Genomic DNA, 20,491 nt, shown 5'->3' on the forward strand with positions numbered 1-20,491 from the left:
CTGTTCTTATGTCTCAGGCAAGATTATAAAAAGCAAAACTGAAAATCGCTCCTTCTTCCGAAAATAAGAAAAAAGAAAAGGCGGAGCGGATGAGCAGTACCGTTCGTAAAAAAGAAAGAAAGATACTCACCGGTGAATTTTGGACATCTAAACAAAGACAGTCTCATCCAATCCATTATGTGGTTAGTTATAGAGCTTCATTCAAACCTGAATTACCGGCCTTCTTCATTGGGAAATATTTAGAAAATCGAAAGGGAATCGTATTCGATCCTTTTGGTGGAAGAGGGACAACAGCTGTCCAGGCAAACTTAGAAGGTTATGCTGCCATCCATAATGATATCAGCCCTATGTCCTTATTCTTGGCGAAGTCCAGACAAACTGTACCTTCTATCGAAAAACTGGAAAGGGCACTTGATTCTCTCAATCTAAGCTCCAAGATCCGGGAAGAAAAAGAAGACGAGGGTCTTTTACATTTTTATCATAAAGATACTTTAAAAGAGATCAAAAACCTGAAAAAGATCCTTTTAGATTCGGATTCTTCTGAACTTAGATATTTAGGTCTGACTGCCTTATCCAGACTTCACGGTCACAGTAACGGATTTTTTTCCGTTTATAGTTTTCCTCAGATTTCCATTCCTCCTTTGGCGCAAAAAAGAAATAATGAGAAAAGGGGAGTCGTTCCTGATTATAGAGAGGTTAAACCTAGAATTCTTCAAAAGATGAGAAGGGACCTGAAAGAATCTCTTACTCCTTTTTATCATGAGTTTTCTTCCAGAAACGAATACACAAATCATTCTTCTTTGGATCTTTTTGGTTTAGAAGATGATTCGGTGGATCTCGTAGTGACCAGCCCTCCATTTTTGGACAAAGTGAATTACGAAGAGGATAATTGGCTTAGATATTGGTTTCTAGATATAGAACTGGAGAAGGACCAGAAGCCGAGTATTTTCGCGACTCTTGCCGGTTGGTGTGAATTTATCCAAGGAACCTTGGCGGAACTTTCCAGAGTGGTAAAACCCGGTGGAACTGTGGTCATGGAAGTGGGAGAAGTTCGAAAAGGGAAAACCGTTTTCAATTTGGACGAATACGTGATCAAATGTGCTGAATCTACTGGTCTTGTTTGGGAAAATACGTATATCAATGACCAGAAGTTCACGAAACTTGCCAATTGTTGGAATGTTTCGAATAATGAGAAGGGTACAAACTCGAATCGCTGCGTGGTTTTTCGTAATCTGAAGTAAGAGTTTATTTCGCACAGAGCTCACGGAGAGCACAGAGCTGTTTTGTAGGAGTTCCTACATCAATAAATTCTCAGTATCCTCTGTGTCTCCTTCTTCCGAAAAACCGGTATTTTGTCTCAAAAATCCTTAAAACCCCTGAGGATTTTTTGGGAATGGCCGATAGGTAAAGGGATCGAGGTATAAACTCAAATGATGCGTTCCCTTTGGACTGCCGCGACCGGAATGATCGCTCAGCAATTTCATATAGATACAATTTCCAACAACTTGGCAAACGTGAATACCACCGGTTTTAAAAAGAACCGCGCGGATTTTGAGGACTTAGTTTACCAACATATGGTTTTGGCAGGAACTCCTGCTACTTCCGTGAGTGAAATTCCTACAGGTGTGAATGTGGGTCACGGGGTGAGGGCGGCTGCTTCTCAGAAATTATTCGAGATCGGTTCCTTCCAGGCTACCGGCAATAAGCTGGATCTTGCGATCACAAGTGAGATGGGATTTTTCAAGATCCAAATGCCTGACGGAAGTTTTGCATTCACTCGTGATGGTTCTTATAAGATCGATTCTAACCAACAAGTGGTAACATCTAACGGTTATTTGTTGGAGCCTCCTCTGATCCTTCCAGAAGGAGCGATCCTAAACACTTTGATGATCTCCGAGCAGGGAGAAGTTACAGTAAAGATTGGAGCGGATATCCGTCCTACCGTGATCGGTCAGGTGGAATTATATCGTTTCGTGAACCCTGCGGGTCTTCAGGCGATCGGTAAAAACTTATTCCAAGAAACTGTTGCTTCCGGTCCTGAAATTCCCGGAACTCCCGGTATGGAAGGTTTCGGGAATGTTCTGCAAGGATTCTTGGAGATGTCTAACGTGAAAATCGTAGAAGAGATGGTGAATATGATCGTTGCTCAAAGAGCGTACGAGTCCAACTCGAAGGCTATCCAAACTTCGGATAACATGTTATCTACCGCGATCGGATTGAAACGTTAATTAATATGAGTCTCCGCTTCTTTTTCTCATCCTGTATCTTAACCGGGCTTTTTGTGTCCGGTTTGGGAAAGATAGAAGGAATGGAAGCGGTATACCTGCGTGGAAAACTTCTAACCCAAAAGAAAGAAGTTTTACTTTCCGAGATCGCAAAACTTCCGGATGGGATGAAAGACAAAGTTGTATTACGGAATCTGAATGCTCCTGTTGTGATCCGTCCTGAAAACTTAAAAGAAGTTCTGGCAGGTATCCCTGTTTCCGGAAAGGAAACATTAGTTTTACCTTTGGATTCTGAATTGGATCCGGAAGACTTAGAAGAAAGTCTTAAAAAGGAAGTTTCTAAACTTCCTCAAGATAGAGAAGGGGATTTTAAAATTTCCTATTTGAGCGGAGAAAGATTTGTTCCAAGCCAAGGTGTGGAACTGAAATGGGCAGGTCTGCCTCAAGTCGTTCATCCGGGACAGATCGTAGCTTCTTTGGATTTTTATTTTGAGAGCAGAAAGGTTCATACCCAAAGGATCAAATTCAAATTAGAAAGAAGAACGAACGCACTTTTCGCCAAAAAAGAGATCCGCAAAGGACAAAAACTACAGGCAGACGATCTGGAAGAAAGAACTGTTTATATGGAAGAATCTTTTACCGACGGGATTTCCGGTAAGGATATTGGTTCCACTGCACTTAAGGACCTACTTCCAGGAGAACTTCTCCGCAAAAAACAATTTAGGTTCTTATTCGACGTACAAAGAGGCGGGGATGTGAACCTTGTTTATACCAAGGGAAATTTGGTTGTAAAATCCAAGACAAAAGCATTAAGTTCCGGTAATATTGGAGAGATCGTGGATGTTTCTTCTCATTCCAAAGAAGGAAAAATTTCCGCAAGAGTCGTGGAGAAGGGCACAGTCCTTTTAGAAAATTGATATGATCCGTAGTTTGAAATTTATACTTCCTAGTTTATTTTTATCCGGAATGATCGCTCTATTCGCTCAGGATTTATCCCAATGGCAGGATAAAAATCCTTACTCCAGAAGCCAAAATCTTAGAGTGGGAACTACTATATTCGTAAAATTGAAAGAAGGTTTTACGGCAGAATTCGAGATTGAATCTACTGCAGATGAAAATATCACTATCAAGGCTGTTCCAGATAAAAAAGTGATCCCGGATAATCCCGCATATAATACGGACCGCACAATAGTTCGTAAGAATAAAGGTAAGATTAAATCATTAGGAAAATTGAAAGGGAATCTCACAGCTGTAGTCACTGCGATAGATACAAACACTGGCCTTTTGACATTACAAGGACAACGTTCTTCTACTTATAATGGTGAACCTTCCCAAATTCTTTTGACCGGAAGACTATCTCCTGAATTCATTGCCAGAGACAATTCTGTGGATGCGGATCGAATTGCCGATTTGCAGATCCAATTTACCGGAAGAATTGAACCTAAAAATCTGCAACCTCCTATCACTTTAAAAACGATCAATAATCCTGATGGAACTGTTACCGTTAAGGCGGAACTTTCAGAAGAAGAAAAACAAAGATATATTCTGGATCAGTTGAATCGTTTGTTAGGAGAATCTAAATGAAAAGAGCAATTTTACTTTTTATAATATTCTCTCTATCTATTTCCGGGGCGGAAGTTCGCCTCAAAGATTTAGCTAAGATAGAAGGTATCAGAGATAATCAGATCACCGGTTACGGGATTGTGGTTGGACTTCCTGGAACGGGAGATTCTAAAACTCCAATGACAACTGAGAGTATGAAAAACTACCTCAAAAATTTGGGTGTGGATGCGAATCTTAAACCGGAACAAACTAAGAACATCGCATCCGTATTAATTACTGCTAATATTCCATCCTATGCTCGAAAAGGGGATAGATTGGATGTGACTGTTTCTTCTATAGGAGACGCAAAATCTTTGGAAGGAGGAGTTCTTCTTCAATCTCCTTTAAAAACTGCGAACGACAAAATTTATGCAGTAGCAAGCGGAGTTATCTCTTTCGGCGGGAAAGAAAACAGTGCAGGAGGCCTCGGTAGAGCTTCCAAAAAAACTGTGGGGATAGTCCATGCAGGTGCAATCGTAGAAACTGAATTAAAAGAAGATTTCTTTTCCAACCAAAGAGTAGTCATTCGTTTGAATAGCCAAGACTTCTCTTTGATGAATAATGTAGTGAATCGTATCAAAGAAACTGTTCCAGAAAAATTCGGATTAAAAGCAGACTCCATCCAAGCTTTAACTCCCTCTGAGATTGTGATAGAAGTAGGCGCAGGCTTCTCTGCGAAATCTCCAGGTTTACTTAATCTTCTCTCCGATCTGGAAAACATCACCGTAGAATCAAATCCAAGAGCTAAAGTTGTGATCAACGAAAGATCCGGTGTCATCGTAATGGGCGGAAACATCTCAATCGATGAAGTAGCAGTTGCCAGATCCGGTTTAAGTCTTTCCGTCGCAGATAAGAACAGAAGACCTACAAGACTGAGTGGGGAAAAACCTCCCACAAAAGAATCTTTCGTGATAGAAGAGGCTACTCAAGTCTCCGATGTAGTGGAAGCATTGAATAAAGTAGGAGCTTCTACAAAAGATATCATAGCAATTTTAGAAGCATTGAAGGCGGCAGGTGCACTTCATGCGGAACTGGAGATACAATAATGATAGATAAAATCCAAGACTATCGTTCTAAATTGGATCTTACAGAAAGGCCGGAAGTCCAAAAACTTTTACGTGAAGAAAAAAATGCAAAACCGGGCCAAAGTTTTCCGGATCAATTAAGAGAAGAGTTTAATAATACTTTATCCGGAAAGGTTTCCTCTTCTGAGGTGAGAATGCCTCATAATATTAAAGAAGAGATCGCTGCAGACCCATATCGTAAGAAGTTATTCGATGCTTCCGGTGAATTTGAATCCATCTTTGTAAAGATGATGTTGAAGGAAATGAAATCCACAGTCCATAAGTCCGGACTTATAGACGGCGGTTACGCAGAAGAAATTTTCGAAGATATGCTTTATGACGAATATTCCAAGAATTTATCTGCGAATTCTTCTTTGGGATTGGCGGAACAGATCTACCAATCTTTGTCTTCTAATCTTCCGCCGATCTCTAAACTGAATTCGAAAGTTTAATAAAGTTTATTCGCTCCTGGTCTCTTTCTTTGGACTTAACGAACTAAACTTTATTGACATTTACCTGGTTCGTTATGTAAACTAATCTTCCGGTTTGTATGATACAAATCAGTGAAATTCTAAATCTAATTTTTGACTCCATAGGTTTGGTTACGATAGTCGCTCTTTATCGGATCGGACTCATACCAAAATATAAATATCTATTTATTGGATTCCTATGTGTCTGGTTTAGCAGCCTGTTTACAGTTTTGGAAGGTTTTTTCTGGCCTGTATTCTTGAATTTCCTCGAACATTTCACTTTCTTATTATCTGGAGCCTTCTTTCTATTCGGGATAAACGTTTATTTTTTAAAAAGGCGGGAAGTCTGAAATGAACGTTATATCGATTATGAGTTTGGCGACTTTTTTCCTATATGCGATTTCTTTAACTCTATTGATCAGAAGTATATTGAAAAATCATGTTATGTTCGGGCCTGGAGTATTTGCGGCCGCGGCTCTTTCTACAGGATTTTTTGTATGTGTTTCTAATTTTTTAGAACATTCGGGCATCAGTGATATTTTAGATGATTATGAAGGGTTTGCTCGAGATCTTTTTGTAATGTTTCTCCTGATCTTTTTATATGTGGATTCGATGCATAGGGAACAGGCAAAAAGAGAGAAGGATCAAAAAAGAATACAAAACGAGCTTAAGGAAAAAGCGTTCTTGCTTACTGAGATCCATCATAGAGTAAATAATAATCTACAGATAGTTTCGAGCCTTCTTTCAATGCAAAGAGCGAATAAGGAAGACGAGAATATTTCGGAGGCTCTTAGGATCGCACAGAATCGGATCCAGTCTATCGCAAAGATCCATCAGATTATCTATGATTCTAATAATCTTTTGCAGATCGGGGCCGAATCAATTTTAGATCCTGTAATTCAAAATCTGGAAAATACTTATAAGAATAAATCCGGGAAAATTTCAGTTAATATTGAAATAGATAAGAATATTAAATTGGATCCGGATACTGCTATGCCTCTCGGCCTGATTTTAAATGAACTCGTTACAAACTCCTTGAAACATGCATTCTGTGAAGGAGAAAGCGGTGAGATTTCCGTTCGATTGGAACAGGATGATAAAAATCTAATATTGTCCGTTTCCGATTCGGGGAAAGGGATCGAAGATTCAACCAACCAGACAGAAGGGATCGGGATGAAACTTGTGGAAAGTTTAGTCCTGCAGATAAGAGGAAGTGTTCTTGTGGATTCTAAAGAGGGAATGTCCGTAAGGATTGTGGTTCCTAAGGAAGGAAAACCGAGTATAGTATTTACTCTTCCTTAGGAAATTTTAAAGGTTAATCGACTTTTGGTTTTTTTACGGAAAGAAATAAAAGGATGATCCATCCTATAACTGTCCATCCTAAAAATAAATTGAGGACAGGGATTAATATTAAATTCTTCTTTTTGACGATTGCCACGATAGAAGGAAGAAAATACATCCCAATAAAAGGCAGAAGGAACACAATTTCAAAAATGCTTAAATTACCTATAAATCCAAATATCATAGTTACCTCTAATATTACTATTCAATCAGGTCCCTAAAACAGACAGAATCCAAATCTTTCTGCAAAGAAGTTTCTGCCTTATCCATTTTCTCTCGAACTTTGTCCGGATACACATGAAAAGAAGGATCTTCTTTTAATAGAGGCTCAGGTATTCTGCGATAAAAATCTCCCAGGGTCAGATCTTCTCCCGATACCACTGGCAACCAGGCACCACCTTCATTTGTTTCTACAAGTAGGCCTGCTTCGGATAATGTTTTAGTAAGCCTTGGGATCTCTTCTGCATGAAGGCCTGATTTGATCGCGAGGTCTCCGCTTCGAGGGGAAATTTTACTTTCTTTTTGGACCAAGTAGACTGCTTTCAAGACTCCGATCAACTTTCTGAACTCATAGCTAAATGCAGTATGATGTTCTTCTATCAATTGAAAAGGTGCGTAGTATCTTTCCGGATATTGAACGCAGGCGGTAACTTCTGCGCCAAATAGAACGATCAATGATAATGAATACACTCCAATCAGGAAAATAGGTATGGAAGCGAGTGCCTTGTACACTATCATTGTAGTTTCGGAGAAGGAGGTGATATACACCTGAAAGCCATACAGGAAGGCCAAAAAGATCACACTCGTAAATCCTGCTCCCCAAGAAGATGCCCTGATTGGGACCTTTGTGTTCGGGATCAAAGTAAATAAAGCCAAAAAGAAAAGCCAGATCCCTATTAATGGAAAGAAGAATTTTAGAATATTATAAGGTGAGAATACTGACTCTCCTCCTTGTAGGATGATCGTTTCGTATTTAACATCCTTATATTCCGAAAGACTGATCTTTCTATATTCTCCTATATTCAATAATCTGAATCTTCCATTTTCACTTCTGTCCAATAGTCCGGAGGCGAAAACTTTTCCTTTAGCCGGGATATAAAAAGTATTCCAATGTTCTCCGCCATCAATGGAGACTAGGATATTCCCGAGAGCATCCAAAAGGAAAATGTCCGCTGATTCTTCGTTTTCTATGGACCAGACTTTAGTAAATGTGTATCTTTTATGGCTGAGATTTTTCCAGGAATAACCGCCATCTTCTGTTTTGAAAACGGAACCTCTTTCTCCCGTTACAAAAAATTCTCCCGGTCTGATCCGATGAATATCTTTTAAGCCGTGGCCCGTGATCTTGGTTGCATTCCAAGTATATCCACCGTCTTCACTTTTCCAAACATTCCCATCTTCATCCACTATGTATCCGAGATAAGGTTCAGGAAAATAGACACGGTTTGCACGTATTTTTAGAACATTTGTGAATACCGGTTTATAACTTCTTCCTTGGGTGAAAAAATGTAGGACTTCCCCGTTGGAGAAGATTAAATAGAAATTGCCTTCGTTGATATATTCAAAATCTTTAAAATTAGAATTATCGAAATAGATTGCATTCCATACGGAACCATCTACCGGTTTGGAAAGGAATAATCCATTTTCGGAAAGTGCATATACTTTTCCATCTTTGATAGAAACTCTAACAAAATTCTCTTTGGAAATGTCCGGCTTTTCGCAGAAGTCTACACGGACACCGAAGGAATCAAGACAGCGAATATTTTTAAGATCTATGTCTTTCTCGTCTAGATAATAGTCCTTTTTGAGACCTGAATCCATTCGGAATAATGTGCCATTCTCACCAGCGATCCAAATATGATTTTCTGAGTCCTTGTCCATACTCAGATAATGAGGCGGGCGAAATACATCCGTTACTTTTTTAGCAAGATTGTCGCCGATCACTAAGAGCAAAGGACCGATAGAAAGAACAAAAAAGTAAAATACGAATTCTTGTAGAACGGATCTTTTTTCTTCTATCCTCCAGATGGAGTTAAAGGAGTTTTCTAAAGATCTTAGTACAGTGGTTGCGGAGAAGACTAAAAGAATAAAACCGATTGCGCCGATCTGTCTAGCAGCATCTATTAGTTCTCCCAGGGTATCCAGGTACGGATTGATATCTAAGTTGATATTACTTACTAAGAAAAATGCATTAATTTTATCGAATATTTCTTCTTTACGATTGTCCAATCCTGAAGTGATCGTTAAAAGGGAAAGTGCTACTACAAGCATCGGGATCAAAGAAACGATTGTGGTATAAGAAATACCAGAGGCCTTGATAAGACATTCGTCTTTGGCAAAACGATAGGCGGAAGCCGCTAAAACACGGACCGTAAAGTTCAGTTTTCTTCCTAAACCTGCGTCGGGAATATAATCAAAAAATCTACTATACTTTGTATTCGGATGAGAATTCATTTCTTAATCGCGTAATGCACCATAGAAGAAGTGAGTGGTATTCCTTTTTGGGAAAGTTTACTTTTGAAATGGTAGAAAAAGATCCTGAACCATTTTAAATAATCCTTCCAGCTTGAAAAACTTCCCCTTGATTTTAAAAGTTTAGCGGAAAGAGGGAAGTCCACTCCGAGGTAGGTAATTTGTCTTTCGAATCCTCTTATGGCAAGAATTTTCCGAAGGATTTTTGCAGAATAATAATACACATGGCCAGGAAGATAATAGTGATAATTTTTACCTGCTTCCATTGCCTGCCAGGCATCGAAATTTGCGGTTTGAATAAGAAGTAATCCGCCTGGTTTTAGGATCCTTGCAAGTTTATTGAATACTTCTTTTGGGTTCTCTAAATGTTCGATCACTTCGATTAGTGTTATCACATCGAAAAAATTTTCGGGGATTTCTGCGTCCAAGAATTGGCCCTGCCAAACTTTGAAACCTCTTGCCTCAGCTTGTTTAGCGGAGAAGGGGGAAATTTCCACACCGTAAGGCGAAAATCCTTTTTCTTTAGCACATTCTAAAAAGCCACCGAAGGAGCAGCCGATATCCAAGAAGTTTCCGGAAGATTTGAATTTGGAAATATTTTTTAAACGAGCAAACCAAACATATCGATCGAATTTTTCCGTCTGTCTTTCGTCTCTATAAGTGAATTCCTGATTACCGGTATAATATTCTTCCGTATATAATGACTCAGGTTCAGGTCTTGGGAATTGTGCTTGGAATCCGCAGGTTTTGCAAATTTGGATAGGAAGATTGAAACCGTTAAATTCGGATCTGTATAAAGGTTCCCAATCACAATCCCCAGTAAGAGGGCATTCTTCTTGGATTATTTTTTGGCGAGAAAGATCCAATGACAAATCCTCTCATCCAATTTTCCTAATGGAGTTCTCTCCGTATAACCGATTTCGAAAGAAGAAAAATTTTGAAGAAGGTTTTGCACGTCTTCTTTGGAATAAAACCAGGTGGCACCACCGGCAAGATCCGTAGTTCCTATCTTACCTTTTTCCGCCTTAAGATGAGTATCACCTTCTGCTCTGACAGAAGCTGCTAGATAACCGCCTTTTTTTAAAATACGAAAGGTATCATCTAACATAGATTTTGCGAGTTCCGGTGAATTATAATGTAGGACTCCCCAACTTACTATAAGATCAAACTCTTCATCCGCAAACGGATAAGGAGGAGAATTTAGAAGAAAAGTTTTGGCCCAAGGATAAGATTCCTTAACCGACTGGATAGAATTTTCACTATAGTCTGCGGCGGATACTTCGTAACCAAAATCTTTTAGAAGAACACAATGTCTTCCGGAACCTGTCCCAAAATCCAAAGCTTTAGGAGAATTGGAAGAAGAAGGAAATTTAGAGATCATACGAACTAAATTCTCATCGGGATAGGAAAGTTTAGCTTTAGGTCTGGTGTAATGAGTTTCCCAGGCCTCTTTGGAAGGATGCTCAGCGGGCTTCATATTCCGCCTTCAAACGATTTTTCACGGAACCATTCCATTCTTCTTCGGAAGAAGAAACCTTTGATCTTAAACAAAGAACTCTGGTCCTTGTTTCATTCCCCAAAGAGGTATCCAGCTTAGAACCAGGCTCTTTTAAGTTTTGATTTAAAAGAATTGTTTCACCATAATTTGTAGGAAAATCTTCCCAGGATTTCAGAACAGAAACTCCTCTGGGTGGAATATCAAAACGAACTTGAGATTTTAGTTTTTTAGGAATTTCTAAACTGGAAGGAGGAGGTGTAATCGGCTCTCCTACCAAAAGTTTTACCAGGTTGGTGAAATAATCATAACCGGAATAACCTGGTACAAGAATATCTGCCAGGTATTCACCGCCAACTTCTGGAGCGGCTTCGATTAAAACAAGATCCCCATTTTCATCCGATCTGAATTCGGCCACAAAAGGACAATTTTTCAGACCAGTTGCCTTAACGATCGCTCTGCATAACATCTTGATCTCGCCTTCCAATTCGGATTTAGGGAAGGGAAGTCTATGAGCCGCTTCTAAAAAAGGAGGAAAAGAAGAAGTCTCCTTTAAGGAAATATTCACCAAATGGAATTCGGAACCTTCTACCAATCCCAAAACAGTATATTCAGGACCTGGAATATACTCTTCTAGAAGCCAGGTTTCAGGATGAGGAGAATTTGCAGTAGTTTTTGATTTGGGTTGTTTTTTGGGAGAAATTATATTCGCAACTGATTTCAGCTCAGAATCGGATTCTACGAGTTGGATCCCCGATTTGCCGCTACCTTGGCTCGGTTTTAAGATCCATGGATAAGGAAAAGATTTAGACTTTGCTTTGATCTCGGAGACAGGGATCTCTCTCGGAACTCTGATACCTTTGGGAGCCAGTGTTTCTTTCAAAATGTGTTTATCAGAAAATTTTAATACAGATTCTGTGCTTGCATACTTGAGTTTTAGTTTTTCTGCAAGGTAGGCTGTGCTATAAGTAGCTTTGCCGAAGGATCTTGTTCCGACTCCTACGATTGGGGTAGGTAAAGGATTTTCGGCAACCGCTCTTAAGATCCTTCTGTATTCGAAGGTGGACTCAATGATCCTCATGCTTGCTAAGGCAAAGCCTGGGGCCTTATCGTTTTTGTCTACTGCGGCTACTTCTAGGCCTAACGCTCTTGCTGCAGAGATTAAGGGTACCTGGTTTTTGCCGGCTCCTAAGGAGAGAAAATACCCTTTTTTCTTCATCCCCTGGATAAATAGCCCTCCGAACAAGAGATGTCAAAGGTTTTTTAGTAATGAGACAAAATCCGCCTTCTTTGTGGGAGTTCAAACAGGATTGTAGAAGGCGGCCCCCACCCTGGTTCGGGTGGAGGAGGAGGGCCCGTGGGAGGTTGCTTCCAGACTCTATATCAGAAAATTTTCAAATTCTCAGCTCCGATTTCCACACTTTCGGGATGGAATGTAGATTCTGGATTCCGTTGCCCTTCTGGCCGGAATGAAATTTTCCGAATCACAGTTCCGCCAGGGATGTGAAGGGCTTGTCCCACCGAAGGTGGGATGAGGCGGGCTCGCCGAAACCGTAGCAGCCCGGTCCCGCCGTCGGGCGGGAGGCGGCCGTCACTCGTCTTGTTTTTGAGATTAGTAGGAACTCCTTCTTATTTTTTCTTTTTATGTCTTCAAAAGCGTAATGGGAATTTTGAAAAACTCCGATCCTTAAAAAGAGCAGGAGAAAGTAGAATGTTAAGAGGAATGTACACCGGATCTAATGGAATGATCGTGCAGCAGACGCGCATGGACGTGATCTCCAACAATCTTGCGAACGTGGACAAAACCGCTTTCAAAAGGGATACAACGTTGTTCAAAACTTTCCCTGAACTTTTGATCCATAGATTCAGCGAAGACGGTGTAGGCAAGGTGCCTATGGGCTCGTTTGATACAGCTCCTGTGGTCGGTAAACTCGGGTTAGGCGCCGAGGTGAATGAAATTTATACAAGATTCGAACAAGGGGCCGTGAAGAAGACAGATAACCCTTTCGATATGATGTTACAAGATCGACCTGGCACAGAACATCCTGCCTTCTTTAGCATTTTAACAAATAGAGGAGAAAGGCTTTCTCGCTCAGGTGCATTTGTTTTAGATACGAATGGTTATTTGGTGACCCCTCAAGGTTTTCCTTTGATGGGAGAGAATGGTCCGATCAAAGTTGCTCGCGGTAATTTTTTAATTAGAGAGAATGGGGAAGTTTGGATCAACGGTGAGATTGGTAACGATCCTCGCAATTCTACCGGCGCGGATAAGAATAAATTTGAAACTCCTGTTCTTTTGGATCGTATCAAGATCCGCACTGTGGAAAATCCTCGTCATTTAGATAAAGAAGGGGATTCTTTTTACAATGATACTCCCGAGTCCGGTGAACCAAGACCTTTTCTTTTGGAAGAAGAACCAAATCTTCTCCAAGGTTATTTAGAAGCTTCTAATGTAAGTGTCGTGACTGAAATGGTAGAAATGATAGAAGTGAACCGCTCTTACGAAGCAAATCAGAAGACTGTCCAAACTCAAGATCAGATGTTAGGTAAACTTCTGAATGATGTGTTAAGATAGAAATCCTTTCCTCTCAATCCGAACCGCCCCTCTTTTCTGGCTCTCGGATTGACAGCAAAAGCATCCCTATCTCTACACCTCATTCCCGCACTGGCATCACTATCACACGACTCAACCAACACATCGAGTCCGAATACATTTGCATTCTTAATGAAGCTAAACTCATTCAGATACAATTGGGAATACTTTGGCTTTATGTATCCGTAAGAAGCAAAGGCAGTCTTCAGGACTCTTTGATTACCTTCTGCTACTTGGTTGTGGACTCCATTCTTACTCCATCTATTTCGAGCAAATCTGAATCTATTATCCTTTGATCTTGCTGAGTGATTAACTGATCTGTGGTTCTTGTATATTCCCCAAAGCCAAGGGTATCCTTGGTCTGTAAAAAGGGGAGTGCAAGTCGGAAGATGTTCTTTGATTAAAGGTCCGAGAGTATCTGCCTTTTGATTAGGGACTGATGAGAAGAATACTGGTCCTTGCTTTATTGCTATAGTCTGGACTAAGGTTCCGACTTGTTTCCCTCCTAGTTTCTCTGAAAGGTAAATCGAAGAAGTTGCACCACTATGTCTGTATCTTTTCCTACCTTGGCTTGCTCTTTCTCCCGCAGAATATAATACAGCAGTGTCTACGCAAACGTAGGGCCGTTTTGCCATGATCTTGGTAATGTCTCTATTCTCATTAGGAGGTAGTAGGAAGTCTTTGAACTGATCGCTTAAGGCTTCGTATGTGAGCTTCTTATACTTTGGGTTTTGGTCTGACGCAAAGAGTTGGAATCTTCTCTTTAGTAAGCTCGCTGCATTATATCCTATTCTTAGCTTCTTACTTAGTTCTGTTGCTGTTACTACCTTTGGGTATTGGACTAGAGATTCGTAGAGTATATATCCGAACATCCATATTGGTAGTTTGAAGTGATGAAGGGGAGTGTAGCTAAGTCTTGAAGTTAAATATCTACATTGAGAGCATCTAATTAAGTCAGGTCTTGTTGAGATCTCTTTGTCTAAGACTCTATTGTTACATTCAGGAGTTGGACAGTGTTTTGGATAGAAGTCATTTAGTATCTTCTTGGTTATTTCTGTGAAGTAGGTTGTATTGAGTGCAGGATTGTAGTGTTTTGTCCATGTTGTCTGAAGGAAATTTCTACTTGCACTTTTTCTAATTTTAGTGTAGGTGAGGGTTTCGGTTCGGATTCGGGGGAAGAGATAGATAGAAATCCCTTCGCACCAATCCTTACAGGAGCCGCTTTCGGCTCTTGAATAGAATTCGACATCAAAGCATCGAGTCCAAAGACTCGCGCATTCTTAATAAAAGAAAACTCATTCAAATAGAGTGTAGAATTTTGCGGCCGAATGTATCCGTAAGATGCGAATGCGGTTTTGAGAAGACGTTGATTTCCTTCCGCGACTTGATTATGAACTCCATTTTTACTCCAACGATTCCTGGCCCAGCGATATCTGCCTTCCACAGATTTTCCATTGTGATTCACACTTCTATGATTCTTGTAAATATTCCAAAGCCACGGATATCCTTGATCTGTGAATAGCGGAGTAGAAGTAGGAAGATGCTCTCTAATAATAGGTCCGAGAGTATTTGCTTTCTGATTGGGAACAGAACTAAAGAAGGCAGTGCCACTTTTAACAGCAATAGTTTGTACAAGAGTTCCAACTTGCTTACCTCCCAGCTTCTCAGAAAGATATATAGATGCAGTAGCACCACCATGACGATACCGTTTACGACCTTTATTCGCGCGCTCACTCGCCGAATACAAAACGGCTGTATCAGCGCATACATAAAGCCGATTCGCCATTTCACCGCTAATATCAATATCAGCATCAGATAACACGAAATCGCGGAACCGCACAGCTAAATCCTTGTACGCCAACTTCTTATAAACAGGAAGCTGCTAAGAACAGAATAGCTGAAATCGCCGCTTAAGCAAAGAAGCGGCCTTACCACTAATACATAGCTTCTTACAAATCTCGGTAGCAGTCAGAACTTTTGGAAACTGAACCATAGATTCATAGAATACAAATCCAAACATCCATAACGGCAATTTGAAATGATGAAGGGGAGTGTAGCTCAAACGAGAAGTCTGGTAATGACAGACTTTGCATCGAATCACATCCGGCCGCGTACTGATCTCTTTATCCATAACATCGCAACAATTCTTGCAGTGTTTGGATAGAAGTCGGACAAAAGCTTTTTGGCAACAGCAGCATAGAAGCTAGTGTTATGTGGAGTCAGATCACGATTTAAATCATGTTGTCGCCAATTAGTATGTCGGAATTTAGCGGATGAAGCGATCGTACCTTCAGTACGATCGTAAGAGTTAGCTTTTATTGTGAGGATCGGTAGGGAGAGATAGATAGTAATTCCTTAAGTAACTTTCGTTCTCGATACGATCCTTGCAAAAAGTGTTGGAAAATACTTATGCATCCAAAGTCCAAATTCTTCCTTAGGTCCTGCAATTACTGCCTCCAATTTTTCCTCACTAATCGCTTTTAAAATTTTACGGGCACATTCGTTTGCTTGGATTGTGGCTTTCGTATGAAGATTCGGTAACCCATGCTTTGCTCCATCTCCTTTCAGCGCGTTTTGGGAGATCTGAGTCTGTATAAAACCCGGATAAACCAAGGTAACTTTAATTCCTAATGCGCGATTTTCGGCTCTGAGTGCTTCGAAAAATCCAGTTAATGCAGCTTTAGTTGCAGAATATCCTGTTCTATAGGGTACTCCGAATTTTCCAGCCACGCTTGAAATAGATGCTATCCAACCTTTTTTTCTATCTTGAAGAAACGGAAGTGTGGCTAGTGTTAGGGCGATATTTCCGTAAAAATTCACATTCATCAATGTTTCATATGTATTTAAATCGGTATCATGAGCCAATGAACGTTGGCTGATTCCTCCGTTATTAATCAGAACATCAATATGTCCGAATTTACTTAATACCTTTTTGGGAAATTGATCCAAACTTTTGTATTTGCTTAAATCCAAGGGAAGAATCAATGAATTGGTATCACTCAAATTATTTTCGAGTTGTACTCGTTTTAATTGTTCTTTCCGGCGCGCGGAAAGAACAATTTTTGCACCTTGCATTGCCAATTCTTGAACTAATGCTTCTCCGATTCCTGAAGAAGCACCGGTAACCCAAACAACTTTATTATTGTAAAATGATTTCATAATATTCTTTTCTTGCCCTAAGATTCCTGAACGACTTCCAAAATCTGATCGCCTAAATCGATTCGACGATCTGCAGAGCGGATGGATGATTTTACAATATCTCCCGGTTTCAAGTATTCCGTTCTTTTACTCTGGCCTTTAATGAATAGTTTCCATTTCTTCTTCTCGGAGAGAAGTCCGCCGATTTTTTGAACCAATTTGCCTGGCGCCCTAAGTGCGCATCCTGATGGAGTCCCGGTAATAAGAATATCTCCTGGAGATACATTACAAAATTGAGATAATTCGGAAATGGTTTCGGCTGGTTTGAAAACGAGATTGGAAGCGGTGTCATGCTGTCGTATCTGATCATTCACAAGTAAGGTTAGTTCTAATGAATTCAATAGATCAAAATCTCCCGGTTCAAGAACAGCTAAGACAGGGCCAGCGGGCAGAAAGGTACGATACGATTTTCCTTTATACCATTGCATCTGAGGCAATTGAATGTCTCTGGCTGAGACATCGTTCGCCATGAAAAAGGCTGCCACATAATCAGAAACATTTTTGGAGTTCACTTCAATTTTAGAATTTATACTTTTCCCGAAAACAATCCCGAGTTCGATTTCATAATCTAAAAGTTTTACATGATTTGGACGGATAATTTTTCCTATAGGGTTTGAGAGTGATGCGTCGGATTTTGTGAAAAACATATTATAACTTTTATCATCCGGATCCAAACCCGATTCGACCAGATGCTGTCTATAATTAGCGCCTTGACATATGATTTGGCAAGGCGCCGTGACCGGTGAAAGAATCGAAGCTTGCTTTACGGAAAAATTCGTTGTATTCGACTTTATAGGATTCTTTTTTAAGAAATCTAATAGTTCTTTCGTGCTCAAGTCACCTACATTTAGTGGATAAACAATTCCGTTCTCTATTTGGCCCCAATCGATGGTTTTTTCCTTGTTGTATCTTATATAATTCTTTGCCATTTTATTCCCTTCGTATTAATATTTAATCCAATCTCTTGGCGGTCTTTCGACCATTGCTTTCATCTCGATTAAAGTACTTAATCGGATTTCCCTTCCAGAAAATAATCCTTTGATAAGTTCCCTTAAGGTATGAAATGACAATTTAGAATCCAGGAAATCCTTTGGCATATCTTCACCCCATTGGTACAAGCTTTTACGGCTGATTTCATGAAAGCCTACAGGGTATGTATCATCGAATTTGTCACCATCGGTATAATGTTCGACAAGCATGCCTGTCGGATCTCTTTCATAATCGAAAACCTGGCTACCTAGTAGATGTCGACCTAGACCCCAGGCCGCTTTCCAGCCTTGGCTCAAAAGCCATTGTCTTCCTTGCGAAATTTCGTCTATATCCTTCAGTTCGAATGCACAATGCTCCAAGTGATCATCAGCACCTGCTCCTATAACAATTGTATGGTGATCGGTAAGAGTTTTTCCGCGATTACATCGTAAAAAAACGAGAACCGGTTCTTTAGATTTAGGTAGTAGTTGAATATCGGAAGGAATCATTCCGAACGTATCACAATACCATTGGGCATTCTTTAAAAATTCCTGTTTTAGAAAAACAGCATGTCCGAGGCGAATCACTTCAGACGGACCAGAATCGGCTGCTTGCGGTCGGTTTACTCTTTTGATCGAGTCATAACGATTCCAATTTCTTTTTATCTGAGCAGAATTAGATACTTCTGGAACTTCAGATAAGATTGCATCCACAGGGAGACCGGAAGGATCAAACAAAGTAACGGATGGCAAGTTTCCAAATCGACCTAAAGGTTGAAAATGAGCACCGTTCAGTTTTCTAAGAGCATCAAATTCTTTTTCAGAAGATATATAAAATCCAAATCCAAGTAAAAAATCCCTGCCGGCCTCTTCAACTGACCAACAGGGAAAATTGGAGCTATTTCCATGAAATAGGATCTGGTTCTTCGTTTTACTTAAGACGCGAAGTCCGAAATCGGTATAATACTGTTCGGCTTCTGACAGATTTCTTCGACCTAACCTAACATAGGCGATGTCCTGAGCACTGCTCACTGGATTGTGCGTTTGAGTGGGAATTTTGGAAGCAGATTTATTCATGGCGAGCTTTTTCCGAAAAACAGTCATTAGTATAAATTTCATAAAAATTATCGACGAAGGTTGCGTTCTGGTTTTCAGATTTATTTAGAGTGCAATTATTTAATGTTTCGAATAAGAGAAGGAATAGGGAATGAAAGTCTGTTTTACGCGAGTCGTCGTCATTACAAATGACAAGTAGGCTTGTTTGAATTTTAAATTTTAAATTCCCAATTTCCAGATCTAATAGAATCGTTTTGCCGACTCCGGAATTATGCGAGAAGGCACTAGGTTTAATAATTGTTACATTATCGAGAAAGGAGATTTTTTTCCTAAGGATAGACTCTATACTATTTCGGGAAATGCTGCAAACAGACTTGGATATATTTTTGAGATCTTTATTTTTGATTTGAGAGTATAAAATGCGTAAGTCTTCAAAGGACTCGGCGATTGTTCTAACCGAATCCTTGTTATTCTCCCTTTTTCTTAACAGTATTTCCTCGAAGATAGTCAAATCGTTCTGATTAAGGAAAATTTGTCTGTCTTCAGTAACTATTCTTTGCTCATCGATAATTAACGTTGGAATTCCCATGTGACTTAAAAGAAAAGAAGCGAAGAGTCCTGTCGGATTAGCTCCGATTGCGATCGCATTGCGTACATGCTGCTTTTCGATGATGGATATAATTGGGAACATTGTATTAAATGAGAGATATATCAAAAATGATAAAAAGTCAACATTAAAATGAACACTTATTCTAAAAATCCAATTTTATAATTTCCTTGATGCCGATTCGACCCCTTTTGAGAGGGTTTGGCAATCGAAAGTAACTAAAAACTAAGTTCGATTTATACCCTAAGTGTAAGAAAATTAGCAATGCCTATAAATATAACGTTGGTTCAAATGGGCATATATTGAAAAAATATCAAAAATAATACTAATAATAAATTTGACATATCTCTCAAAAATGATTAAAATATATTTTATGGAATATATTTCTTTTGGAGGATTTTGTGTCATATTCTGTTGTTCCCGTTCGACCTCTTACTGAGGATGAAATTAGTCGTTATGATAGTGATGGCGTTATAATGGTCAAAGGTGCAATCGACGCGAATTGGTTGCATCTTATTGAGGCAGGACTCGAGAAGGCGCGTTTGGAAATGTCATTGCTCGGAAAGTTTATGTCCAGAAAAACTCAGGGTTATCAAATGGATACTTTCCTTTGGAAGCGCGTAGATGAAATACGTGATGCAATCTATTACGGACCTTTCGCGCATTGGGCTCAGCAATTGATGGGGGCTAAAGAGGTTAGATTTTTTTACGATCAAATGTTTGTAAAAGAGCCAGGAACAGATGCACCAACCCCTTGGCACCAAGATCTTTCATTTTGGCCTATTCGAGGGGAGCAGATCACTTCTTTTTGGATCCCATTGGATCCAGTAACAAGAGAGAGCAGTGGACTAATGTATGTTAAAGGTTCGCATAAATGGACCCAACGCTTTAAAGCAATTTCTCCTGATTATGTTGCTGCTATTATAGATGAAAAGATGGATGATATTCCGGATATCAATGCAAATCCGGAAAAATATGATCTTCTCGATTGGGTGATGAATCCAGGCGATATCCTGATGTTTCACCCTTTGACGTTGCACGGTAGCTACGGGAATAATCATCGTACACGCCGAAGAAGAGCTTTAGCTCTTCGTTGGACAGGAGATGACGTAATATGGGAACCTTCTTCGAAGCGAATGCCCATATTCTATCAACATACTTCTATCGTTGGCAAAGGATTGTCCGGAGCTGCTTTTCCTCGTATTCTACCTGAACCAATTGCCTTGGAGCGAAATATACGACGCTTTACTGAAACACCGAGTAAAATGCAACTCTTGGTTTCAGGGATAAATAATATTACAGCAGCGGTACGCCTAAAGTTTAAACTTCGGCCACCACAGCTTAGGCAGACTTGGAAGTAGCTAAACTATTTTGTATTACTGAGAAATTTTCAATTAGGT

At 39.9% G+C, this 20,491-nt stretch carries 19 protein-coding genes and 1 pseudogene; 9 read left to right on the forward strand and 11 right to left on the reverse strand.

Annotated features, from left to right (window positions below):
* Positions 1-89 precede the first annotated feature (89 nt).
* The 7 genes from EHO65_RS17715 to EHO65_RS17750 all read left to right on the forward strand — a co-directional run bounded on the left by EHO65_RS17715 (position 90) and on the right by EHO65_RS17750 (position 6,663).
* Positions 90-1,241: a DNA methyltransferase gene (locus EHO65_RS17715; RefSeq protein ID WP_208744153.1), complete on the forward strand. Its 1,152-nt coding sequence runs from the start codon at positions 90-92 to the stop codon at positions 1,239-1,241.
* Positions 1,242-1,430: 189 nt separating this feature from the next.
* Positions 1,431-2,228, forward strand: coding sequence for a flagellar basal-body rod protein FlgG (flgG, locus tag EHO65_RS17720; RefSeq protein ID WP_008590869.1), 798 nt, complete (start codon positions 1,431-1,433; stop codon positions 2,226-2,228).
* A gap of 5 nt (positions 2,229-2,233) precedes the next feature.
* Positions 2,234-3,142 carry a flagellar basal body P-ring formation chaperone FlgA gene (flgA, locus tag EHO65_RS17725; protein WP_208744155.1) on the forward strand — a complete coding sequence of 303 codons (909 nt, stop codon included), beginning with the start codon at positions 2,234-2,236 and terminating at the stop codon, positions 3,140-3,142.
* 1 nt (position 3,143) lies between these two features.
* Positions 3,144-3,809 (forward strand): flagellar basal body L-ring protein FlgH, encoded by a 666-nt coding sequence (locus EHO65_RS17730; protein WP_135775872.1) that lies wholly within the window; start codon positions 3,144-3,146, stop codon positions 3,807-3,809.
* Positions 3,806-4,873, forward strand: a complete 1,068-nt coding sequence (locus EHO65_RS17735) for a flagellar basal body P-ring protein FlgI (protein ID WP_135775873.1) — start codon at positions 3,806-3,808, stop codon at positions 4,871-4,873. The genes EHO65_RS17730 and EHO65_RS17735 overlap by 4 nt, the downstream gene beginning before the upstream one ends.
* Positions 4,873-5,343 (forward strand): rod-binding protein, encoded by a 471-nt coding sequence (locus tag EHO65_RS17740; RefSeq protein WP_135775874.1) that lies wholly within the window; start codon positions 4,873-4,875, stop codon positions 5,341-5,343. Before EHO65_RS17735 ends, EHO65_RS17740 begins: the two co-directional genes overlap by 1 nt.
* A gap of 369 nt (positions 5,344-5,712) precedes the next feature.
* Positions 5,713-6,663 carry a sensor histidine kinase gene (locus EHO65_RS17750; RefSeq protein WP_135775876.1) on the forward strand — a complete coding sequence of 317 codons (951 nt, stop codon included), beginning with the start codon at positions 5,713-5,715 and terminating at the stop codon, positions 6,661-6,663.
* A gap of 13 nt (positions 6,664-6,676) precedes the next feature.
* Here EHO65_RS17750 and EHO65_RS17755 read toward each other — a convergent pair whose 3' ends face one another.
* The 5 genes from EHO65_RS17755 to EHO65_RS17775 are packed head-to-tail and all read right to left on the reverse strand — an operon-like array spanning position 6,677 to position 11,888.
* Positions 6,677-6,886: a superinfection immunity protein gene (locus tag EHO65_RS17755; RefSeq protein ID WP_341867384.1), complete on the reverse strand. Its 210-nt coding sequence runs from the start codon at positions 6,884-6,886 to the stop codon at positions 6,677-6,679.
* Positions 6,887-6,903: 17 nt separating this feature from the next.
* Positions 6,904-9,156 carry a YhjD/YihY/BrkB family envelope integrity protein gene (locus EHO65_RS17760; protein ID WP_135775877.1) on the reverse strand — a complete coding sequence of 751 codons (2,253 nt, stop codon included), beginning with the start codon at positions 9,154-9,156 and terminating at the stop codon, positions 6,904-6,906.
* Positions 9,153-10,040 (reverse strand): class I SAM-dependent methyltransferase, encoded by an 888-nt coding sequence (locus tag EHO65_RS17765; RefSeq protein WP_167482055.1) that lies wholly within the window; start codon positions 10,038-10,040, stop codon positions 9,153-9,155. Before EHO65_RS17765 ends, EHO65_RS17760 begins: the two co-directional genes overlap by 4 nt.
* Positions 10,016-10,651 (reverse strand): class I SAM-dependent methyltransferase, encoded by a 636-nt coding sequence (locus EHO65_RS17770; RefSeq protein ID WP_135775879.1) that lies wholly within the window; start codon positions 10,649-10,651, stop codon positions 10,016-10,018. Before EHO65_RS17770 ends, EHO65_RS17765 begins: the two co-directional genes overlap by 25 nt.
* Entirely contained in the window at positions 10,638-11,888 is a 1,251-nt protein-coding gene (locus EHO65_RS17775; protein ID WP_135775880.1) for an ATP-grasp domain-containing protein, read from the reverse strand. Before EHO65_RS17775 ends, EHO65_RS17770 begins: the two co-directional genes overlap by 14 nt.
* Before the next feature lie 492 nt (positions 11,889-12,380).
* Here EHO65_RS17775 and EHO65_RS17780 point away from each other — a divergent pair, with 492 nt between their 5' ends.
* The gene (locus EHO65_RS17780; protein WP_135775881.1) at positions 12,381-13,244 is read left to right on the forward strand and encodes a flagellar hook-basal body protein; all 864 of its coding nucleotides are present in this window, start codon (positions 12,381-12,383) and stop codon (positions 13,242-13,244) included.
* Here EHO65_RS17780 and EHO65_RS17785 read toward each other — a convergent pair.
* The 6 genes and pseudogenes from EHO65_RS17785 to EHO65_RS20175 form a co-directional block, all read right to left on the reverse strand.
* A complete protein-coding gene (locus EHO65_RS17785) occupies positions 13,205-14,401 on the reverse strand; it encodes a transposase (RefSeq protein ID WP_244243578.1) in 1,197 nt (398 codons plus the stop codon). The two genes, EHO65_RS17780 and EHO65_RS17785, sit on opposite strands and share 40 nt — an antisense overlap.
* Positions 14,311-15,485 (reverse strand): annotated as a pseudogene (locus tag EHO65_RS20075) (transposase). Before EHO65_RS20075 ends, EHO65_RS17785 begins: the two are co-directional and overlap by 91 nt.
* Before the next feature lie 132 nt (positions 15,486-15,617).
* Positions 15,618-16,421, reverse strand: a complete 804-nt coding sequence (locus tag EHO65_RS17795; RefSeq protein ID WP_135775882.1) for an SDR family oxidoreductase — start codon at positions 16,419-16,421, stop codon at positions 15,618-15,620.
* 17 nt (positions 16,422-16,438) lie between these two features.
* Entirely contained in the window at positions 16,439-17,389 is a 951-nt protein-coding gene (locus EHO65_RS17800) for a fumarylacetoacetate hydrolase family protein (protein ID WP_135775883.1), read from the reverse strand.
* A gap of 15 nt (positions 17,390-17,404) precedes the next feature.
* Positions 17,405-18,505: a VOC family protein gene (locus EHO65_RS17805; RefSeq protein ID WP_135775884.1), complete on the reverse strand. Its 1,101-nt coding sequence runs from the start codon at positions 18,503-18,505 to the stop codon at positions 17,405-17,407.
* Positions 18,498-19,175, reverse strand: a complete 678-nt coding sequence (locus EHO65_RS20175) for an FAD-dependent monooxygenase (protein ID WP_425269363.1) — start codon at positions 19,173-19,175, stop codon at positions 18,498-18,500. The genes EHO65_RS17805 and EHO65_RS20175 overlap by 8 nt, the downstream gene beginning before the upstream one ends.
* A gap of 317 nt (positions 19,176-19,492) precedes the next feature.
* Between EHO65_RS20175 and EHO65_RS17810 the strand changes: the two genes are divergently transcribed.
* Positions 19,493-20,452 (forward strand): phytanoyl-CoA dioxygenase family protein, encoded by a 960-nt coding sequence (locus EHO65_RS17810; RefSeq protein WP_135775885.1) that lies wholly within the window; start codon positions 19,493-19,495, stop codon positions 20,450-20,452.
* Positions 20,453-20,491 lie beyond the last annotated feature (39 nt).

This window comes from Leptospira andrefontaineae (assembly GCF_004770105.1).
GTDB classification, from domain to species: domain Bacteria; phylum Spirochaetota; class Leptospiria; order Leptospirales; family Leptospiraceae; genus Leptospira_B; species Leptospira_B andrefontaineae.